Raw genomic sequence first — 14,640 nt, 5'->3', positions numbered from 1 at the left:
CTGTCCGATCAATGGGCCAACAGCAGCAGTACCACCTGATCAAAACGGCTGTTGGCGATCCAGCCCAGCAGCCCCAGCACTACGGCTGTTCCGACCGCCGAATAGGCAAGCCTGTGCCTGACGGACTTGATGTCACTGCGAATCTTTTCCAGGTCGCTGCGCAGGGTGTCCAGTGTCTCAAGCTCGTTGAGGCGATGTGGCATATCAACTTCTCCGCTGGATTTTGCATCGCTGACGAATTCAGCTTGATGATTGGCCCGTTTCATTACGAGCGGCATCACCGGAACCACCGGTGACCTGATGTCATGTTGTTGCATTGCACATCCTTGCGTCTGTCCTGCTGATGACTGAAAACCGCTGACACAAAAGTGGACCAATCGCCATTTCTGGTCAATTGAGCCGTTTCCTCACGTTTTGTAAGAAAAATCTCCTTATTGGACTCAAGTGTAAATAATTCAGTTTTTTGCGACTTTTCCGCAGGGAAGCAAGGTCACATGTCCCATACGCCATTCAATAATGGGAGTGACGACAATGAGCGAACGCAAGGCGCTGTTGATTTTGCATGGCAAGCAGGCGCTCAACGAAGCGGTTCGGGCCGCCGTCGACAGCAAGCGTGAACAAGGCTGGGAGCTGGCCGTTCGATTGACGTGGGAGGCCGGGGATGCGCAAAGGCTGGTGGGTGAAGCGCTGGATGCAGGTTATCGGCAAATCATCGCCGGTGGCGGCGACGGTACCCTGCGCGATATCGCCGAAGCGATGGCCGGACAGTCGCAGCAGGCCAGCCTGGTATTGATGCCGCTGGGAACCGCCAACGATTTTGCCCGTGCTGCCGGTGTTCCACTGGAGCCGGATGAGGCACTGGCGCTTCTGGACGTTGCCCCCAGTGCCATCGACCTCGGGGAGGTCGGTGGGCAGGTATTCCTGAATATGGCCACTGGTGGTTTTGGTAGCCAGGTTACGGCCAATACCTCCGAGGAACTGAAAAAGGTTTTAGGCGGGGCGGCGTATCTGTTCACCGGCTTGTCGCGGTTCAGTGAGTTGCATGCCGCCTATGGTGAGTTACAGGGGCCTGATTTCCACTGGAGTGGAGAGTTGCTGGCTCTGGGGATCGGCAATGGCCGGCAGGCGGGCGGTGGGCATGTGCTATGCCCGCAGGCCCTGGCTGACGACGGGATGCTCGACATCAGTATTTTGCCGGCGCCGCAAGAGCTGCTCAGCACCTTGAAAGACCTGCTGGCCGATGGCTTCGGAATCGACAACATGTTCGTTCGTGCCCGCCTGCCATGGGTTGAGATCAAGTCCTCGGAGGGTCTTTACATCAACCTTGATGGCGAGCCGCTCGAGGGTGACAGCCTGCGTTTCTCGGCCCGGCCGGCAGCGTTGTGGGTGCATTTACCCGAGCAGTCACCCTTGTTGAGCAAAGCCTGCGCTGTCAGTCATCCAGACTGATGATCTGCTCTCGTACGGCGAACAATACCAGGCCGGCAACGTCGAAGATCTGCAAGCGCTTCATGACTTGCGAGCGATGGGTTTCGACCGTCTTGACGCTCAGGCCCAGGCCGTTGGCGATTTCCCGAGTGGATTTTCCGCGCACGATCAGCCGCAGGATTTCCAGTTGGCGCGCTGTCAGGTTGTGTGAATCTGGCGACTCTACCGGGTTTTTCTGGGTCCGGTTCAATGCCTGGGTGATCACGGTATGGGCGATGGCCGGGCTCAGGTATCGCTCATTGTTACGCAGGGCGTGCAGCGCGTGTTCCAGTTCGGTGGCCGTGGTGTCCTTGAGCAGGTAACCATGGGCACCTGATTCCAGGGCCTGCATGATCAGGGCCGGGTCGGTGTGCATCGACAGGATCAGCACTTTGGCCTGCGGGCGGACTCGCTTGAGTTGCTGCAGGGCTTCGAGGCCGCCTGTCTGCTTCATGGAAATATCCAGCAGCACGATATCAGGCGACAGTTGCTGGACCATGTCGAGCAACTGCGAGCCATCATTGGCCTCGCCAATAACCGCATAGCCAGGAAGATCCAGCACCAGGGCGCGCACGCCTGCCCTGATCAGCGAGTGGTCATCCACCAGAAGTAAGTTACAAGTCAATGCATAACCTTATTCGGACTGGCCCGTTCGAACGCACGCGGCGCCCATGGGAAGAGGGCTTCGATTTGAGTGCCTTTGCCTGGCTCGCTGGTCACGGTCAGAGTGCCACCCAGTTGTTTGATCCGTTCCGACATCCCGGCCATTCCCCGTTGTCCCTCACGCCCCGGGTCGGTGGCGGGCGCGAAACCCAGGCCATCGTCACTGATCATCAAGGTCAGGCCCTGGGGCAAACGCTGCAGGCAGACCAGCAGGTTTTGCGCTTGGGCATGGCGCAGCATATTGGTGACGGCTTCCTGGGTAATACGAAAGGCCGCCACCGCTATTTCTTCCGGGATGCCGGTCAGTCGTTGATGGCACTCCAGGCTCCAGTGCACCGAAGTGTTGCTCAGCGTCTTGAGCAAATGCGCCCGCAGGCTGGCTTCCAGCCCAAGGCTGGTCAGTTGCCGGGGGTTAAGGATGGCCGATACATCGCGAACCTTGGCCAGGGTTTCCTCGAGCGTGTCGCACAGCACCGAGCACTGCGCCTGGAGGTCTTCGGGCATCCTGCGCTTGAGCCAGTCACTTTGGAGTTTTGCCGCCGTCAGCAACTGGCCGATGTCGTCGTGCAACTCCCTACTGAGGCGGTGGCGTTCGTTTTCCTGGACTTGCAGCAACCGATCGGCCAGCTCCTGGGGCTGGAACTTGATCGACTTGCGTGACAGGCGGTACTGCACCCACACGCAGCCCAGTGCAGCACTATCGAGTACCAGCAGGCCCAGCGGCAAGCGCGTGGACAGGCTGTAGACCAGCAGGCTGCCGAGCGTCGAACCGGCACACAGCAATAACGTGAACCGACGTGCGTTTTCTCGGGAGGGTGGCCATTTGGCAATTGACTTGAGGCTGGCGTACATAGCGGATGGAGCCAATGGATGTTCGCTGCGGGCTGATCGGTCATGCTCGCTGACAGATCGATGATTTTTATGGTCAGCTATCGATTTCAACTGAATTTTGTATAAGAAAATCAGAGTTTTGTATAAGAAATCAGGCCTGCAACTTGTTGGCTGCAATCGTTGCCGTTAATTGACGTCAACTAATGGGCGGCATAATACCACTTCGGATACCGTTGGTCGCGCCTGTGGTAAAGATCCAGGAGGGCAGGACATAACGCGCAGGAATGGGGATATCGTCACGCAGGGTTCGATTATTCAGGTCGTTACATATCAGAAAAGTCGGGTCAGACAGACAAATACTTGTACAAGCAATAGTTACTTGTTTCGAGGTGTCGCTGATCGATATGAAGTATTCAATTGCGACATTGATTCTGGTGATGCAGTTCTCTATTGCCGCTGAATTGTACTTGCAAAAAATTAAGCCTGGCGCTCCGTGTAAGAAAGGAGCGTGAGCGGCCTGGAATTAACCGGGGGACGAAATTGACCCTGGCCGACCTGGAACGCGAAAGCTTCGATCAGGGTGGTCTGTTCGGTTTCATCAAGGCTGAGCTGCCCGGTATTCTGGTCGATCAGCTCAAGTTGCCAGGCGATCAGCGTCAGGCAGTCCTTGAGCGCGTCCAGGGCTTCGTCGTGCAGTTCCATGTGGTTCAGGGCGTGATTGAGCAAACCATGGATATGCAATGAAAACTCTGACACGGCGGCGAGAGCGAGGGCATCGGCCTTGCTGGCGAGTTTGAGCAGGGTGCTGAGCAAGCAGTCAATGGCGTCCGGGTCGTTGTTGATCAATTGCAGATGACTCAGGCATTCCTCGGTTCTGGCCAGGAGCGTTTCAGCCTCGACGATAAACTCCGGAATACGCTTTGCCCACTCTTTACGATTGTTCGGCATGCTTATCTCCACAACGTCATGTCAAATGAGGAGGGTGTCGTGTCTTGAGTTCGCGCTCTGAACGGCTCAAGTGCGGGCTGGACGCTTGAGAGGGTGGCTGGCCACTGGTTTGCGATCGCACACAAATGCCCGACTCCACTTCATGCAATGAGAATGGCGTCACATTAATGGCTATTGGATATCGCGAATATCAGGTTGCACCTGATTGTTGCTAGGGGAATCCCTTACATGACGGAACTCATCGCGCGAACTGTGGTCGCGGCGAAGAGAATGCAGCAGATGAAATAACAGCGCCAGTAAAGCATGATGTTAATGTGACATCAATGCCGGGCGCGGCATTTGCCAAAGGGGTCAAGGTCCAGCGAAAACCGCCGATAACCCTCTATCCAGTGAATTCATCCGAACAAGCCCAGGAGTCATCGATGGCCGGCATTCTCGATACGGTAGACCAACGAACGCAACTTGTGGGTGAGAATCGCCTGGAAATTCTCATGTTCCGGCTTGCCGGGCGGCAACTGTTCGCGATCAACGTGTTTAAAGTGCAGGAAGTCCTGCAACTGCCGAAGCTCACTTTGATGCCCCAGCGTCACCCGTTCGTTTGCGGCGTAGTCAATTTGCGCGGCCAGACCCTACCGGTCATCGACCTGTCCCAGGCAATCGGCATGCGTCCTTTGGTGCCAGGTCCTGGCAGCACGATCATCGTTACCGAGTACAACCGATCGGTACAGGCCTTCCTGGTCGGTGGGGTGGACCGCATCGTCAATATGAATTGGGAAGCCATTCTGCCGCCGCCCAGCAGTGCTGGTCGGCAGCATTACCTGACTGCGATCAGCAAGGTCGATGATCAATTGGTGGAGATCATCGACGTCGAGAAAGTCCTCGCCGAAATCGTACCTTACAGCGCCAAGGTTTCCCGGGAAAAACTCGAGGATCCAGTGCTGGAACGCGCCCGTGGCCGCGAGGTGCTGCTGGTGGATGACTCGAATGTGGCCCTGGCGCAACTGCGCGATACCCTGGGGCAGTTGGGCGTGAAGATGCACATCGCCAGCGATGGCCTGAAGGCCTTGAACATGCTCAAGGCGTGGGCGGATACCGGCGTCAATATGACCGACAAGCTGCTGATGGTATTCACCGACGCGGAAATGCCGGAAATGGATGGCTACCGGCTGACCACCGAAATCCGCAACGATCCGCGACTGCGTGGCCTTTACGTGGTGCTGCATACGTCCCTGTCCGGCAGTTTCAACGAATCGATGGTCAAGAAGGTTGGCTGCGACAACTTTCTCTCCAAATTCCAGCCGGACAAGCTCGTTGATGTGGTGCGCCAGCGTTTGGTGCTGGATGAGGTGCCGGCCTGACAGCCAGGATTTTTCGGCTGCACCCGATACCTGTGGGAGCGGACTCGCCCGCGAAGGCGGCCTGACAGGCGACCTGTTATTTGTTGTCGGAGTACATATCCATTCCTGCGGTAACGGCCACTTAGGGTTTCGCCCTTACGGCGAGTCACTTTCGAAAAGCGCGAAAGTAACCCAAGCGCTTTTGCCCCACCACTCGGTGCCTCGCTAGGGCTCGGCATGCCAGAACGAAGGCATTGCTCCGTGGGTCGCCGCGATGGGCCATCCCTGGCCCAGCGCGGCTAAACCGGCGTCCTGCCGGTTTCCCCACTGCGCAATGCCTGCGTTCGGCCATCGAGGTTAACGGGGCACCCAAATCCAAAGCAAAGCGAGGCGGCCTTAAAGCCGACCTGATCTTTGCAGATACCCCCCAATCCTCTGTAGGAGCCAGGCTTGCCGGCGAACCAGACGCTGCGGTGTATCTTTTGTACCGCGTCATCGTTCTTCGCCGGCAAGCCTGGCTCCTACAGGGTGAACGCGTACGGCTCCCGATCAGGTCGGCTTTAAGGCCGCCTCGCTTTGGCTGTTGCTTTGGCTTTTGATTTTCTTGCCACCTCGAGAGGCCGAGTGGAGGTTCTGCACAGTGGGTAAACCGGCAAGGATGCCGGTTTAGCCGCGCTGGGCCATGGATGGCCCATCGCGGCGACCCACGGAGCAGGACCGGAGCGAGGGCATGGCGAGCCTTAGCGAGCCACCGAACGTCAGGGGCAAGAGCCCTTGGTTACTTGGGGCCGGGCGGCGTTCCGTTTTTCCAAGTGACTCGCTGTAAGAGCGAAACCATAAGTGGCCGTTACCGCAGGAACGGATATGTACTCCTGAAAGAAAATGGTCGTCTTCAAGACCGCCTTCGCCCGCAAGCCTGGCTCCAAAGTCGGAGACCTTTGATTCGCTGACCAAGCTCGTATAGGGTGGCTTTTTTGTCCATCAGGGAGCTGGCCATGTTGCGTCTGAGCGCGCTGTATCGTTATCCGTTGAAATCCGGCAAAGGGGAGATCCTGCAACAGGTTGGCCTCGACAAGCTGGGGCTGGACGGCGATCGACGCTGGATGTTGGTGGATGAAGCCAGTGGACGCTTCTTGACCCAGCGCGCGGTAGCGCAGATGAGCCAGCTGTCGGCATTGTGCAATGCCGAGGGCGGCTTGACCCTTAGCGCCCCCGGCCATTCGCCGATCGATGTCGACTTGCCCGCCAGCGATGCTCAATTGCGCGGCGTGACCATCTGGCGTGACAGCTTGCGTGTGCCCGACGCCGGCGATGCGGCGGCCGCCTGGGTCAGCCGGTTCATCGGCAAACCGACGCGCCTGGTGCAGGTGCCACTGGACCGCGCACGGACCACCGCATCGGGCTATGGCCAGGACGACGATCAGGTCGCCTTCGCCGATGGCTTCCCGTTGTTGCTGATTGGCCAGGCATCGCTTGCGGATTTATCGCAACGCGTCGGGCGCCCGCTGGAGATGCTGCGTTTTCGTCCGAACCTGGTGATAGAGGGCAGCGAGGCGTTTGTCGAGGATGGCTGGAAACGCCTGCGCATCGGTGATGTCGAGTTCCGCGTGGTCAAGCCCTGTTCACGCTGCATCATGACCACTATCGACCCGCAAACCGGCGAGCGTAGCGCTGACCGCGAACCCTTCGCCACCTTGCAGAAGTACCGTGTCCAGGCCGAGGGTGCGATGTTTGGGCAGAACCTGGTCAACGACGGCAATGGCCGGCTCGAAGTCGGCATGCCGGTCACCGTGCTCGAATAAATACCCTTCAATGAAAAATGCCCGTGTCGATGGACACGGGCATTTTTTTTTGCGATGAAACCGGGGTTTTAGCCGCGGTATTCGCACAGGTAGGCAGTGTCGACGGCCACTTTGAGCTGGAACTTGCTGTTGGCAGGCACGTTGAACTGGCTGCCAGCGGCGAAGGTTTCCCAATCGTTGCTGTCCGGGAGCTTGACGGTCAGGGCGCCGGACACCACGTGCATGATTTCACGCTGGCTGGTGCCGAATTCGTATTCGCCCGGAGCCATGACGCCAATGGTCGCTGGACCTTCAGCAGTGCCAAAGGCGATCGACTTGACGGTGCCGTCGAAGTACTCGTTGACTTTAAACATGGGCGATTCCTCGAAAAGGGCTAAAAAGGGCCGGCCAGTATGCACAAGGCCCAAGGCCTAGTCACCTCTCTAAAGCGCAAGGACAAGGGGCAACAGGCGTGCGGTATTGCGCGCGTCTTCCAGCGCCCGGTGTTGCTGCCCGCTGAACTGCAGTCCCGCCAGTTGCAGGGCACCGTTGAGTCCCAACGGTCGTTCCAGGCGCCGGGCCTTGGCAAAGCGCTGCTTGAGATTCATGTGCGGCACTTGGCTCAACGCGCTATCGAGTGCCAGGCGTTGCCAATCCTGGAGCAACTGCTTGCGATCGTAGTCGCCCCAGCTGACCCAGCCTTCAAGCCGCGCGTGATGTTGGCCCAGCCAGCGCTCGAACGCCGCCCAGACTTCGCCGAGGGGCTGTGCGGCATCGATATTGGCCTGGGTGATGTGCGTCAACTCCCGGCAAAACGGCGTCAACAAGGGGCGCCGCAACGGGCGTACGAAACGCTGGAAGAAATCCAGCTCGCGGCCTTTGTGATCCACCAGGGTGGCACCAATTTCGATGATTTCCATTTCCGTAATGGGCCAACCACCCTCATCGGTGGTGGCTTCCAGATCAATGACCAACCAGTGAGGCATCGCAGGGTTCCCGGTATCCGCATGCTGATAGGGCTTGAGCGTAGCCAAAGCCTGCGGTTACGCCTAGCGGCTTATTCGACCTCCAGCAGAATCTGACGGTTTTTCACCTGGTCTCCGACCCGCACCTGCAAGCGCTTGAGCACGCCGTCGATACCCGACTTGAGCGGGTGCTCCATTTTCATGGCTTCCAGCACCACCAGCAATTGGCCTTTGCTGACCTTGCAACCCTCACTGACCAGCACATCGATGACCGCACCGTCCATGGGCGCCTTGAGGGTGCCGCAGCTGACACTGGCCTGGCTGCAGGCCGGCGCTTGAGTGCGATCCACCAGCCGCAGGCTGCCGGGAGCTGTGAATAACCAGAGTTGCCCGGCCTCCATGCGGTAGGCATGACGCTGGCGGACGCCGTCGAGTTGCACCGTGGCCCAGCGGCCGTCGCTCTGGATGATCTTAAGTTCGAGGTGGCGACTGGCGACTTCAACCCGCAGCGGCTCACCGGGAACCGCATGCAACGCCACCGGCCAGTCCTGATCGTCCAGTGCGAGGCGATAGTGCAGCGGCACGCTGGCGTTATTGCGCCAACCGGCCAGCGCAACCGGATGCGCCTGTGCCGATGCCTGATAGAACAGCGCCGCGGCAATCGCCAGTTGTTCGGCACTCGGGACCTGGCGATGCAAACAGGAATGTTCGGCGAAATGCTGCTCGATGAACCCGGTGCTGAACTCGCCACCGATGAATAGCGGATGTTGCAGCAGGCTGACGAGCAAGCGCTGGTTGCTCTGTACGCCCAGCAGCACGCAGTCCTGCACGGCCCGCAGCAACTTGCGCCGAGCCTCTTCACGGGTCTGGCCGTGGGCGATGATTTTGCCCAGCAGCGGGTCGTAGAACGGGCTGATCTCCTGGCTTTCGATCAGCCCATGATCGATCCGCACGCCATCCTGCAAGCGCGGTTCCCAGGACGCGACTCGACCGGTTTGTGGCAGGAAACCTTGCGCAGGGTCCTCGGCGTACAGGCGCACTTCCATGGCATGCCCCTTGAGCTGAACGTCTTCCTGACGCAGCGGCAGCGCTTGTCCCTGGGCGATGTTCAACTGCCAGGCCACCAGGTCCAGGCCGGTGATGAATTCGGTCACCGGATGTTCCACTTGCAGTCGGGTGTTCATTTCCAGGAAGTAAAACTGTCCGCGCGCATCCAGCAGGAATTCCACCGTGCCGGCGCCGACATAGTTGACCGCGCGTCCCGCCTTGAGCGCCGCTTCGCCCATGGCCTGGCGCAACGGACTCGTCATCACGGGGCAGGGGGCTTCTTCGATGACTTTCTGGTGGCGACGCTGGATCGAACAATCACGCTCGCCAAGGTAGATCAGGTTACCGTGCGAGTCGCCGAACAGCTGCACCTCGACATGGCGCGGTTCGATCAAGGCCTGCTCGAGGATCAGTTCGTCACTGCCAAAACCGTGCAAGGCTTCGGAGCGAGCACTGCGCAGCTGTTGCACCAGGTCGGTGGCCCCATGCACCAGGCGCATGCCACGCCCACCGCCGCCGGCACTGGCCTTGATCATCAGCGGGTAGCCGATGCGGTCGGCTTCGCGGATGAGGGTGGCATCGTCCTGTTCGGCACCCTGATAACCCTCGATGCAGGGTACGCCGGCATTGAGCATGGCGATTTTCGACCGGCGCTTGCTGCCCATCAGCTCGATGGCTTCGGGGCTGGGCCCGATGAAGGTGATGCCGGCGTCCTGGCAGGCGCGGGCGAAAGCGGCATTTTCCGAGAGGAAACCGTAGCCCGGATGGATGGCATCCGCGCCAGTGCGCCGGGCCGCGTCGATGATCGCCTGGATATTCAGGTAGGACTGCTGCACCGGGGCGGGGCCGATGTTCACCGCTTCGTCGGCCATTTGCACGTGCAGGGCATCGGCGTCGGCGTCGCTGAATACCGCGACGGTGCGGTAGCCCAGGGCCTGGGCGGTGCGCTGGAGGCGGCAGGCGATTTCACCGCGATTGGCGATCAGGATCTTGCTGAATCCGGGCATGTTCTGCTCCCAGGGATTTGCGTTGAATGTGAGGGCCTCTTCGCGAGCAGGCTCGCTCCCACAGTTGAAATGCATTCCAAAGTGGGAGCGAGCCTGCTCGCGAAGCGCTTAAAGGGCCCACCCCGGTTTGCGTTTTTGCACGAACGCCAGGGTCCCTTCGACCCCTTCAACCCCGGTCACTGCTTCGCTGAACCACTCGGCCGCCTCATCGAGCAATGCATCCGATGGCTGCACGGCGCTCGCCAGCAACAGTTTCTTGGTCGCCGCATTCGCCCCGGGCGCGCAACACAGCACATGGGCCAGCACTTCATCGAGGCGCTCGGCCAATGCCTGCGTATCGTGCTCGACAAAATGCACCAGCCCCATCCGCCGTGCCTGGGTGCCGTCGAAACGTGCGGCGGTCAGGGCGAGGCGACGGGCCAGGGTCAGGCCGATGCGCTGCACCACGAACGGCGCGATCTGCGCTGGCAACAGACCGAGGCTGGTTTCCGGCAGGCCGAACTGCGCCTGGTGATCGGCCAGGGCAATGTCGCTGACACAGGCCAAACCGAAGCCACCACCGAGCACCGCGCCTTGCAGGACGGTGATCACCACCTGCGGCGCATGCTGCACCTCTTGCAGCAACGCACCGAACAGTCGATTCAAGTCGCGGTGCGCGCCCGGACCTTGGGCGCGTGCATTGGCCATGTCCTTGATGTCTCCCCCGGCACAGAAATGCCCGCCGGCACCGCCGACCACCAGGGCCCTGACTCCCCGCTCATCGTGCACTGCCGCCAGCACCGCACGCAGTTCGCTGACCATCTGCAAGTTCATGGCGTTGCGGCTGTCCGGTCGATTGAGGGTGATGTGCAGCACACCGTTGTGCATATCGAGCAGCAGGGTCTGGCAAACCGGCAGGGTACTCATTTTTTTTTCCCGGGCAGAATGCCCATGAGCTTGCAGATAATCCCCAGCATGATTTCGTCGGCACCGCCGCCGATCGACACCAGGCGCACATCGCGGTAGGCGCGGGCCACCGGGTTGTCCCACATGAAACCCATGCCGCCCCAGTATTGCAGACAGCTGTCGGTCACCTCGCGACCCAGGCGACCGGCCTTGAGCTTGGCCATGGACGCCAGGCGCGTGACGTCCTGGCCCTTGATGTATTGCTCAGTGGCTTGATAGACAAGCGCCCGCAGGCATTCGATCTCGGTTTGCAGTTCGGCCAGGCGAAAGTGGATGACCTGGTTGTCGATCAGCGCACTGCCAAAGGTCTTGCGCTCCTTGCAATACTCGATGGTGCTGTCGACGCAATACTCCAGGCCCTTGATCATGTTGGCCGCACCGAACAGGCGTTCCTCCTGGAACTGCAGCATCTGCATCATGAACCCCGCGCCTTCGTGACCGATGCGATTGCGCTGTGGCACCCGCACATTGTCGAAAAACACCTGGGCGGTTTCCGAGCTGCGCATGCCCAGTTTGTCCAGGTGCGAGCTGAGGCTGATGCCCGGCGTGTTCATCGGCACCATGATCAGCGACTTGTTGATGTGCGGTTTGTCCTCCGAGGTGTTGGCCAGCAGGCAGATGAAGTCGGCGCTTGGCGAGTTGGTAATCCACATCTTGCTGCCGTTGATCACGTAGTCGTCGCCGTCCTTGCGCGCGGTGGTTTTCAAGCCGGCCACGTCGGACCCCGCGCCGACTTCGGAGACGCCGATGCAGCCGACCTGCTCGCCGCTGATGGCCGGGCGCAGGAACTCATCGCGCAACTCATCGGAACCGAAGCGCGCCAGGGCCGGGGTGCACATGTCGGTCTGCACGCCGATCGACATGGGAATCCCGCCGCAATGAATGGTGCCGAACTCTTCGGCGGCGACGATCGAGTAGCTGTAGTCCAGGCCCATGCCGCCGAACTTTTCCGGTTTGGAAATGCCCAGCAGGCCGAGGTTGCCGGCCTTGCGAAAGATCTCGTGGATCGGAAAACGCCCGGCCTTTTCCCATTCCTCGACATGAGGGTTGATCTCATGATCGACGAACTGGCGGACGGTGCGACGCAGTGCTTCGTGTTCCTGGGTGAAGATCATTTTTATTGTTCTCCTGGCGAACCACGCAGAGCGTGGGAACGATCAAAACCTCGCGACACCGAAGCTGTTGGTTTGCAGCGAGCGCACCTCGGCCTCGTGACAGATATCCAGCAGGTAACCAAGAAGGGTCCGGGTGTCCCGCGGATCGATCAGGCCGTCGTCCCACAGGTTGGCGCTGCCATAAAGCGCCGTGGACTGGCTGTCGAGTTTCTGCGCGGTGACCTGTTCGAGCATGTCGAGCATTTTCGGGTCGGGCACCAGGCCGTCTTTGGCCTGCTTGGCCTCGGTGACGATGCGCAGCACCTTGCCGGCCTGGGCGCCGCCCATGACGGCGGTGCGGCTGTTGGGCCAGGCGAAGATGAAGCGTGGGTCCAGGCCCCGGCCGCACATCGCATAGTTGCCGGCGCCATAGGAGCCGCCCACCACGATGGTCAGTTTCGGCACCCGGGCATTGGCTACCGCCTGGATCATCTTGGCGCCATGCTTGATCACCCCCTGCTGCTCTGATTCGGTGCCAACCATGAACCCGGTGGTGTTGTGGAAAAACAGCAGGGGCGTCTGGCTCTGGTCGCACAGCTGAATGAATTGCGCAGCCTTGCTCGCACCCTTGGGCGTGATCGGACCGTTGTTGCCGATGAATCCGCAGGCGCGCCCCTGGATTGTCAATTGGCCGCACACGGTCTGCTGATCGAACTCGGCCTTGAACTCGAGGAAGTTCGAGCCATCGGCGATTCGGGCGACGATCTCACGCACGTCGTAGGGTTTTTTCGGATCATCGGGAATCAGGCCGAGCAATTCGTCGATGGGGTAGAGCGGTTCCTGCCATTGCCTGGCAGGCAACACCGGCAAGCGCGCATTCCATGGCAGCAGGCTGACGATCTCGCGCACCTGGCGCACGCCGTCGGCGTCATTCTCGGCCAGGTACTCGGCGGTGCCGGCGGTTTGCGCGTGCATCAACGCACCACCCAGTTCTTCGTCGCTGGCGACCTCTCCGGTTGCTGCTTTTAAAAGAGGCGGGCCGGCCAGGAACAGCTTGGCCTTTCCACGCACCACCACCACATAGTCTGACAGCCCCGGCTGATAGGCACCGCCAGCCGTCGCCGAGCCGTGGACCACGGTAATCTGCGGCAGGCCCATGGCCGACATGCGTGCCTGGTTGGCAAAGCTGCGCGCGCCTTCGACGAAAATCTCCGCCGCGTAATTGAGGTTCGCGCCGCCACTCTCGGCCAGGGTAATCACCGGCAGTTTGTTTTCCATGGCGATCTGTTGCAGGCGCAAGGATTTTTTCAGGCCTGAAGGGGAAATGGTGCCGCCCTTGATCGCACTGTTGTTCGCCACCACCAACACCCGCACACCCGACACGTAGCCGATCCCGGCAATCAAGCCGCCGCCCGCCGAACTGCCGTCCTTGTCGTCGTGCAACTTGTAGCCGGCCAGGCTCGCCAGTTCGAGAAATGGCGCACCCGGGTCGAGCAGCAGGTTGAGGCGTTCGCGGGGCAGTAACTGACCGCGTTTTTCGAACCTGGGCCTGGCCTCGGCTGCCTTGTCCAGCAGGTTCTGTTCGAGGGTACGGACCTGTTCGACGGCGTCCAGCATGGCCGCACGATGACGGGCGAACTGTTCGCTGTGGGGGTCCAGTTGCGACTCAATCACCGGCATGGGTTATTCCTTGTCCTTGAGGACATCAGGCAAGTACGCGCGGTGGAATCCGTTGTACGAGTGGCTGTTGGTCGCCTTGTGAATCGGCCATGCGCGCCCGCCGAGGCTGGCCGCGCCGTCGATGCGCAGGGTGCTGCCGCTGATGAACGCCGCCGCCGGGCTGAGCAGGAACACGATCGCCGCGCTGACTTCCGATTCGGTGCCGATGCGCTTGAGTGGCACATGCTCACGCAAGGTCGGAATCACCGCCTTGAACGCACCTTCGTAGGTGTCCATGCCGCTGGAAGCGATCCAGCCCGGCGCCACAGCGTTGACCCGGACCCCGGCGTACCCCCATTCGAAGGCCGCGGTCTTGGTCAGGTTGTCCATGCCCGAGCGCGCCGCCCCCGAGTGGCCCATGCCGGGCATGCCGCCCCACATGTCGGCGAGCATGTTGACGATGGCGCCGCCGTGCTTGCTCATGGACTGGTTGAACACTTCCCGGGCCATCAGGAATCCGCCCAGCAGATTGGTGCGCATAACGGTTTCGAAACCCTTCTGGTTGATCGAGGCCAGGGGCGACGGGTACTGGCCGCCAGCGTTGTTGACCAGGCCGTGAATCGGGCCGTATTTGCGGATGAATTCGCTGACAAGGTGCGTGACCGCTTCTTCCTCACGGATATCGCAGGTGCCCCAGTCAGCCTTGCCGCCATCTTCGGTAATCTCGGCAGCGACATTTTTCAACTTGTCGGCCTTGCGCCCGACCAGCAACACATGCGCACCGAGGGCCGCCAGTTCGTGAGCCGTGCAGCGGCCAATGCCACTGCCGCCACCGGTGACGATGATGGTCTGGCCGGCAAACAGATCAGCTTTGAAAATCGAATCGTAAGCCATGG

Annotated in this window: 14 protein-coding genes; 3 read left to right on the top strand and 11 right to left on the bottom strand. The window is 60.3% G+C overall.

The annotated features are described in order from the left end of the window. Positions 1-8: 8 nt before the first annotated feature. A complete protein-coding gene (locus tag AC1Q8Q_RS05030) occupies positions 9-317 on the bottom strand; it encodes a hypothetical protein (RefSeq protein WP_168758755.1) in 309 nt (102 codons plus the stop codon). Between the two features lie 214 nt (positions 318-531). Between AC1Q8Q_RS05030 and yegS the strand changes: the two genes are divergently transcribed. Next, positions 532-1,449: a lipid kinase YegS gene (gene yegS, locus AC1Q8Q_RS05025; RefSeq protein WP_020796828.1), complete on the top strand. Its 918-nt coding sequence runs from the start codon at positions 532-534 to the stop codon at positions 1,447-1,449. On the opposite strand, the gene AC1Q8Q_RS05020 is transcribed toward yegS, so the two are convergent. The 3 genes from AC1Q8Q_RS05020 to AC1Q8Q_RS05010 all read right to left on the bottom strand — a co-directional run bounded on the left by AC1Q8Q_RS05020 (position 1,433) and on the right by AC1Q8Q_RS05010 (position 3,909). After that, positions 1,433-2,092, bottom strand: coding sequence for a response regulator (locus AC1Q8Q_RS05020; protein WP_168758754.1), 660 nt, complete (start codon positions 2,090-2,092; stop codon positions 1,433-1,435). The genes yegS and AC1Q8Q_RS05020 overlap by 17 nt on opposite strands. After that, positions 2,089-2,982, bottom strand: a complete 894-nt coding sequence (locus tag AC1Q8Q_RS05015; protein WP_083349607.1) for a sensor histidine kinase — start codon at positions 2,980-2,982, stop codon at positions 2,089-2,091. The genes AC1Q8Q_RS05020 and AC1Q8Q_RS05015 overlap by 4 nt, the downstream gene beginning before the upstream one ends. Positions 2,983-3,438: 456 nt before the next feature. Beyond that, the gene (locus tag AC1Q8Q_RS05010) at positions 3,439-3,909 is read right to left on the bottom strand and encodes a hypothetical protein (protein WP_492614874.1); all 471 of its coding nucleotides are present in this window, start codon (positions 3,907-3,909) and stop codon (positions 3,439-3,441) included. Between the two features lie 422 nt (positions 3,910-4,331). On the opposite strand from AC1Q8Q_RS05010, the gene AC1Q8Q_RS05005 reads away from it, so the two are divergent. Both AC1Q8Q_RS05005 and AC1Q8Q_RS05000 read left to right on the top strand, forming a co-directional pair. Further along, positions 4,332-5,267, top strand: a complete 936-nt coding sequence (locus AC1Q8Q_RS05005) for a chemotaxis protein CheV (protein ID WP_020796832.1) — start codon at positions 4,332-4,334, stop codon at positions 5,265-5,267. Positions 5,268-6,241: 974 nt separating this feature from the next. Further along, positions 6,242-7,048, top strand: a complete 807-nt coding sequence (locus AC1Q8Q_RS05000; protein ID WP_492614873.1) for an MOSC domain-containing protein — start codon at positions 6,242-6,244, stop codon at positions 7,046-7,048. 68 nt (positions 7,049-7,116) lie between these two features. On the opposite strand, the gene ppnP is transcribed toward AC1Q8Q_RS05000, so the two are convergent. From ppnP to AC1Q8Q_RS04965, 7 genes are all read right to left on the bottom strand, one after another. Further along, positions 7,117-7,401, bottom strand: a complete 285-nt coding sequence (ppnP, locus tag AC1Q8Q_RS04995) for a pyrimidine/purine nucleoside phosphorylase (RefSeq protein WP_007973461.1) — start codon at positions 7,399-7,401, stop codon at positions 7,117-7,119. Between the two features lie 69 nt (positions 7,402-7,470). Continuing rightward, on the bottom strand, positions 7,471-8,013 hold the full coding sequence (locus tag AC1Q8Q_RS04990) for a 3'-5' exonuclease (protein ID WP_033042085.1): 543 nt from the start codon (positions 8,011-8,013) through the stop codon (positions 7,471-7,473). A gap of 71 nt (positions 8,014-8,084) precedes the next feature. Next, positions 8,085-10,046 (bottom strand): acetyl/propionyl/methylcrotonyl-CoA carboxylase subunit alpha, encoded by a 1,962-nt coding sequence (locus AC1Q8Q_RS04985; RefSeq protein ID WP_168758750.1) that lies wholly within the window; start codon positions 10,044-10,046, stop codon positions 8,085-8,087. Between the two features lie 108 nt (positions 10,047-10,154). Then, on the bottom strand, positions 10,155-10,952 hold the full coding sequence (locus AC1Q8Q_RS04980) for an enoyl-CoA hydratase/isomerase family protein (RefSeq protein WP_020796142.1): 798 nt from the start codon (positions 10,950-10,952) through the stop codon (positions 10,155-10,157). Next, positions 10,949-12,106 carry a citronellyl-CoA dehydrogenase gene (gene atuD / locus AC1Q8Q_RS04975; protein WP_492614872.1) on the bottom strand — a complete coding sequence of 386 codons (1,158 nt, stop codon included), beginning with the start codon at positions 12,104-12,106 and terminating at the stop codon, positions 10,949-10,951. The genes AC1Q8Q_RS04980 and atuD overlap by 4 nt, the downstream gene beginning before the upstream one ends. Positions 12,107-12,148: 42 nt before the next feature. After that, entirely contained in the window at positions 12,149-13,765 is a 1,617-nt protein-coding gene (gene atuC / locus AC1Q8Q_RS04970) for a geranyl-CoA carboxylase subunit beta (protein ID WP_492614871.1), read from the bottom strand. A gap of 3 nt (positions 13,766-13,768) precedes the next feature. Then, on the bottom strand, positions 13,769-14,638 hold the full coding sequence (locus AC1Q8Q_RS04965; RefSeq protein WP_020796139.1) for an SDR family oxidoreductase: 870 nt from the start codon (positions 14,636-14,638) through the stop codon (positions 13,769-13,771). Positions 14,639-14,640 lie beyond the last annotated feature (2 nt).

The organism is Pseudomonas sp. GW823-FHT06B06, from assembly GCF_058795195.1.
Note: the sequence above shows the minus strand (reverse complement) of the source record. Positions and strands in the feature narration are given on the sequence as shown.

What these genes read in the sequence shown, in the direction of transcription:
- AC1Q8Q_RS05000 (WP_492614873.1), top strand. Translation starts at nt 6,242, where the DNA reads ATGTTGCGTCTGAGCGCGCTGTATCGTTATCCGTTGAAATCCGGCAAA.
- yegS (WP_020796828.1), top strand. Translation starts at nt 532, where the DNA reads ATGAGCGAACGCAAGGCGCTGTTGATTTTGCATGGCAAGCAGGCGCTC.
- AC1Q8Q_RS04985 (WP_168758750.1), bottom strand. Translation starts at nt 10,046, where the DNA reads ATGCCCGGATTCAGCAAGATCCTGATCGCCAATCGCGGTGAAATCGCC.
- AC1Q8Q_RS04965 (WP_020796139.1), bottom strand. Translation starts at nt 14,638, where the DNA reads ATGGCTTACGATTCGATTTTCAAAGCTGATCTGTTTGCCGGCCAGACC.
- ppnP (WP_007973461.1), bottom strand. Translation starts at nt 7,401, where the DNA reads ATGTTTAAAGTCAACGAGTACTTCGACGGCACCGTCAAGTCGATCGCC.
- AC1Q8Q_RS04990 (WP_033042085.1), bottom strand. Translation starts at nt 8,013, where the DNA reads ATGCCTCACTGGTTGGTCATTGATCTGGAAGCCACCACCGATGAGGGT.
- AC1Q8Q_RS04980 (WP_020796142.1), bottom strand. Translation starts at nt 10,952, where the DNA reads ATGAGTACCCTGCCGGTTTGCCAGACCCTGCTGCTCGATATGCACAAC.
- atuD (WP_492614872.1), bottom strand. Translation starts at nt 12,106, where the DNA reads ATGATCTTCACCCAGGAACACGAAGCACTGCGTCGCACCGTCCGCCAG.
- AC1Q8Q_RS05010 (WP_492614874.1), bottom strand. Translation starts at nt 3,909, where the DNA reads ATGCCGAACAATCGTAAAGAGTGGGCAAAGCGTATTCCGGAGTTTATC.
- AC1Q8Q_RS05030 (WP_168758755.1), bottom strand. Translation starts at nt 317, where the DNA reads ATGCAACAACATGACATCAGGTCACCGGTGGTTCCGGTGATGCCGCTC.
- AC1Q8Q_RS05015 (WP_083349607.1), bottom strand. Translation starts at nt 2,982, where the DNA reads ATGTACGCCAGCCTCAAGTCAATTGCCAAATGGCCACCCTCCCGAGAA.
- atuC (WP_492614871.1), bottom strand. Translation starts at nt 13,765, where the DNA reads ATGCCGGTGATTGAGTCGCAACTGGACCCCCACAGCGAACAGTTCGCC.
- AC1Q8Q_RS05005 (WP_020796832.1), top strand. Translation starts at nt 4,332, where the DNA reads ATGGCCGGCATTCTCGATACGGTAGACCAACGAACGCAACTTGTGGGT.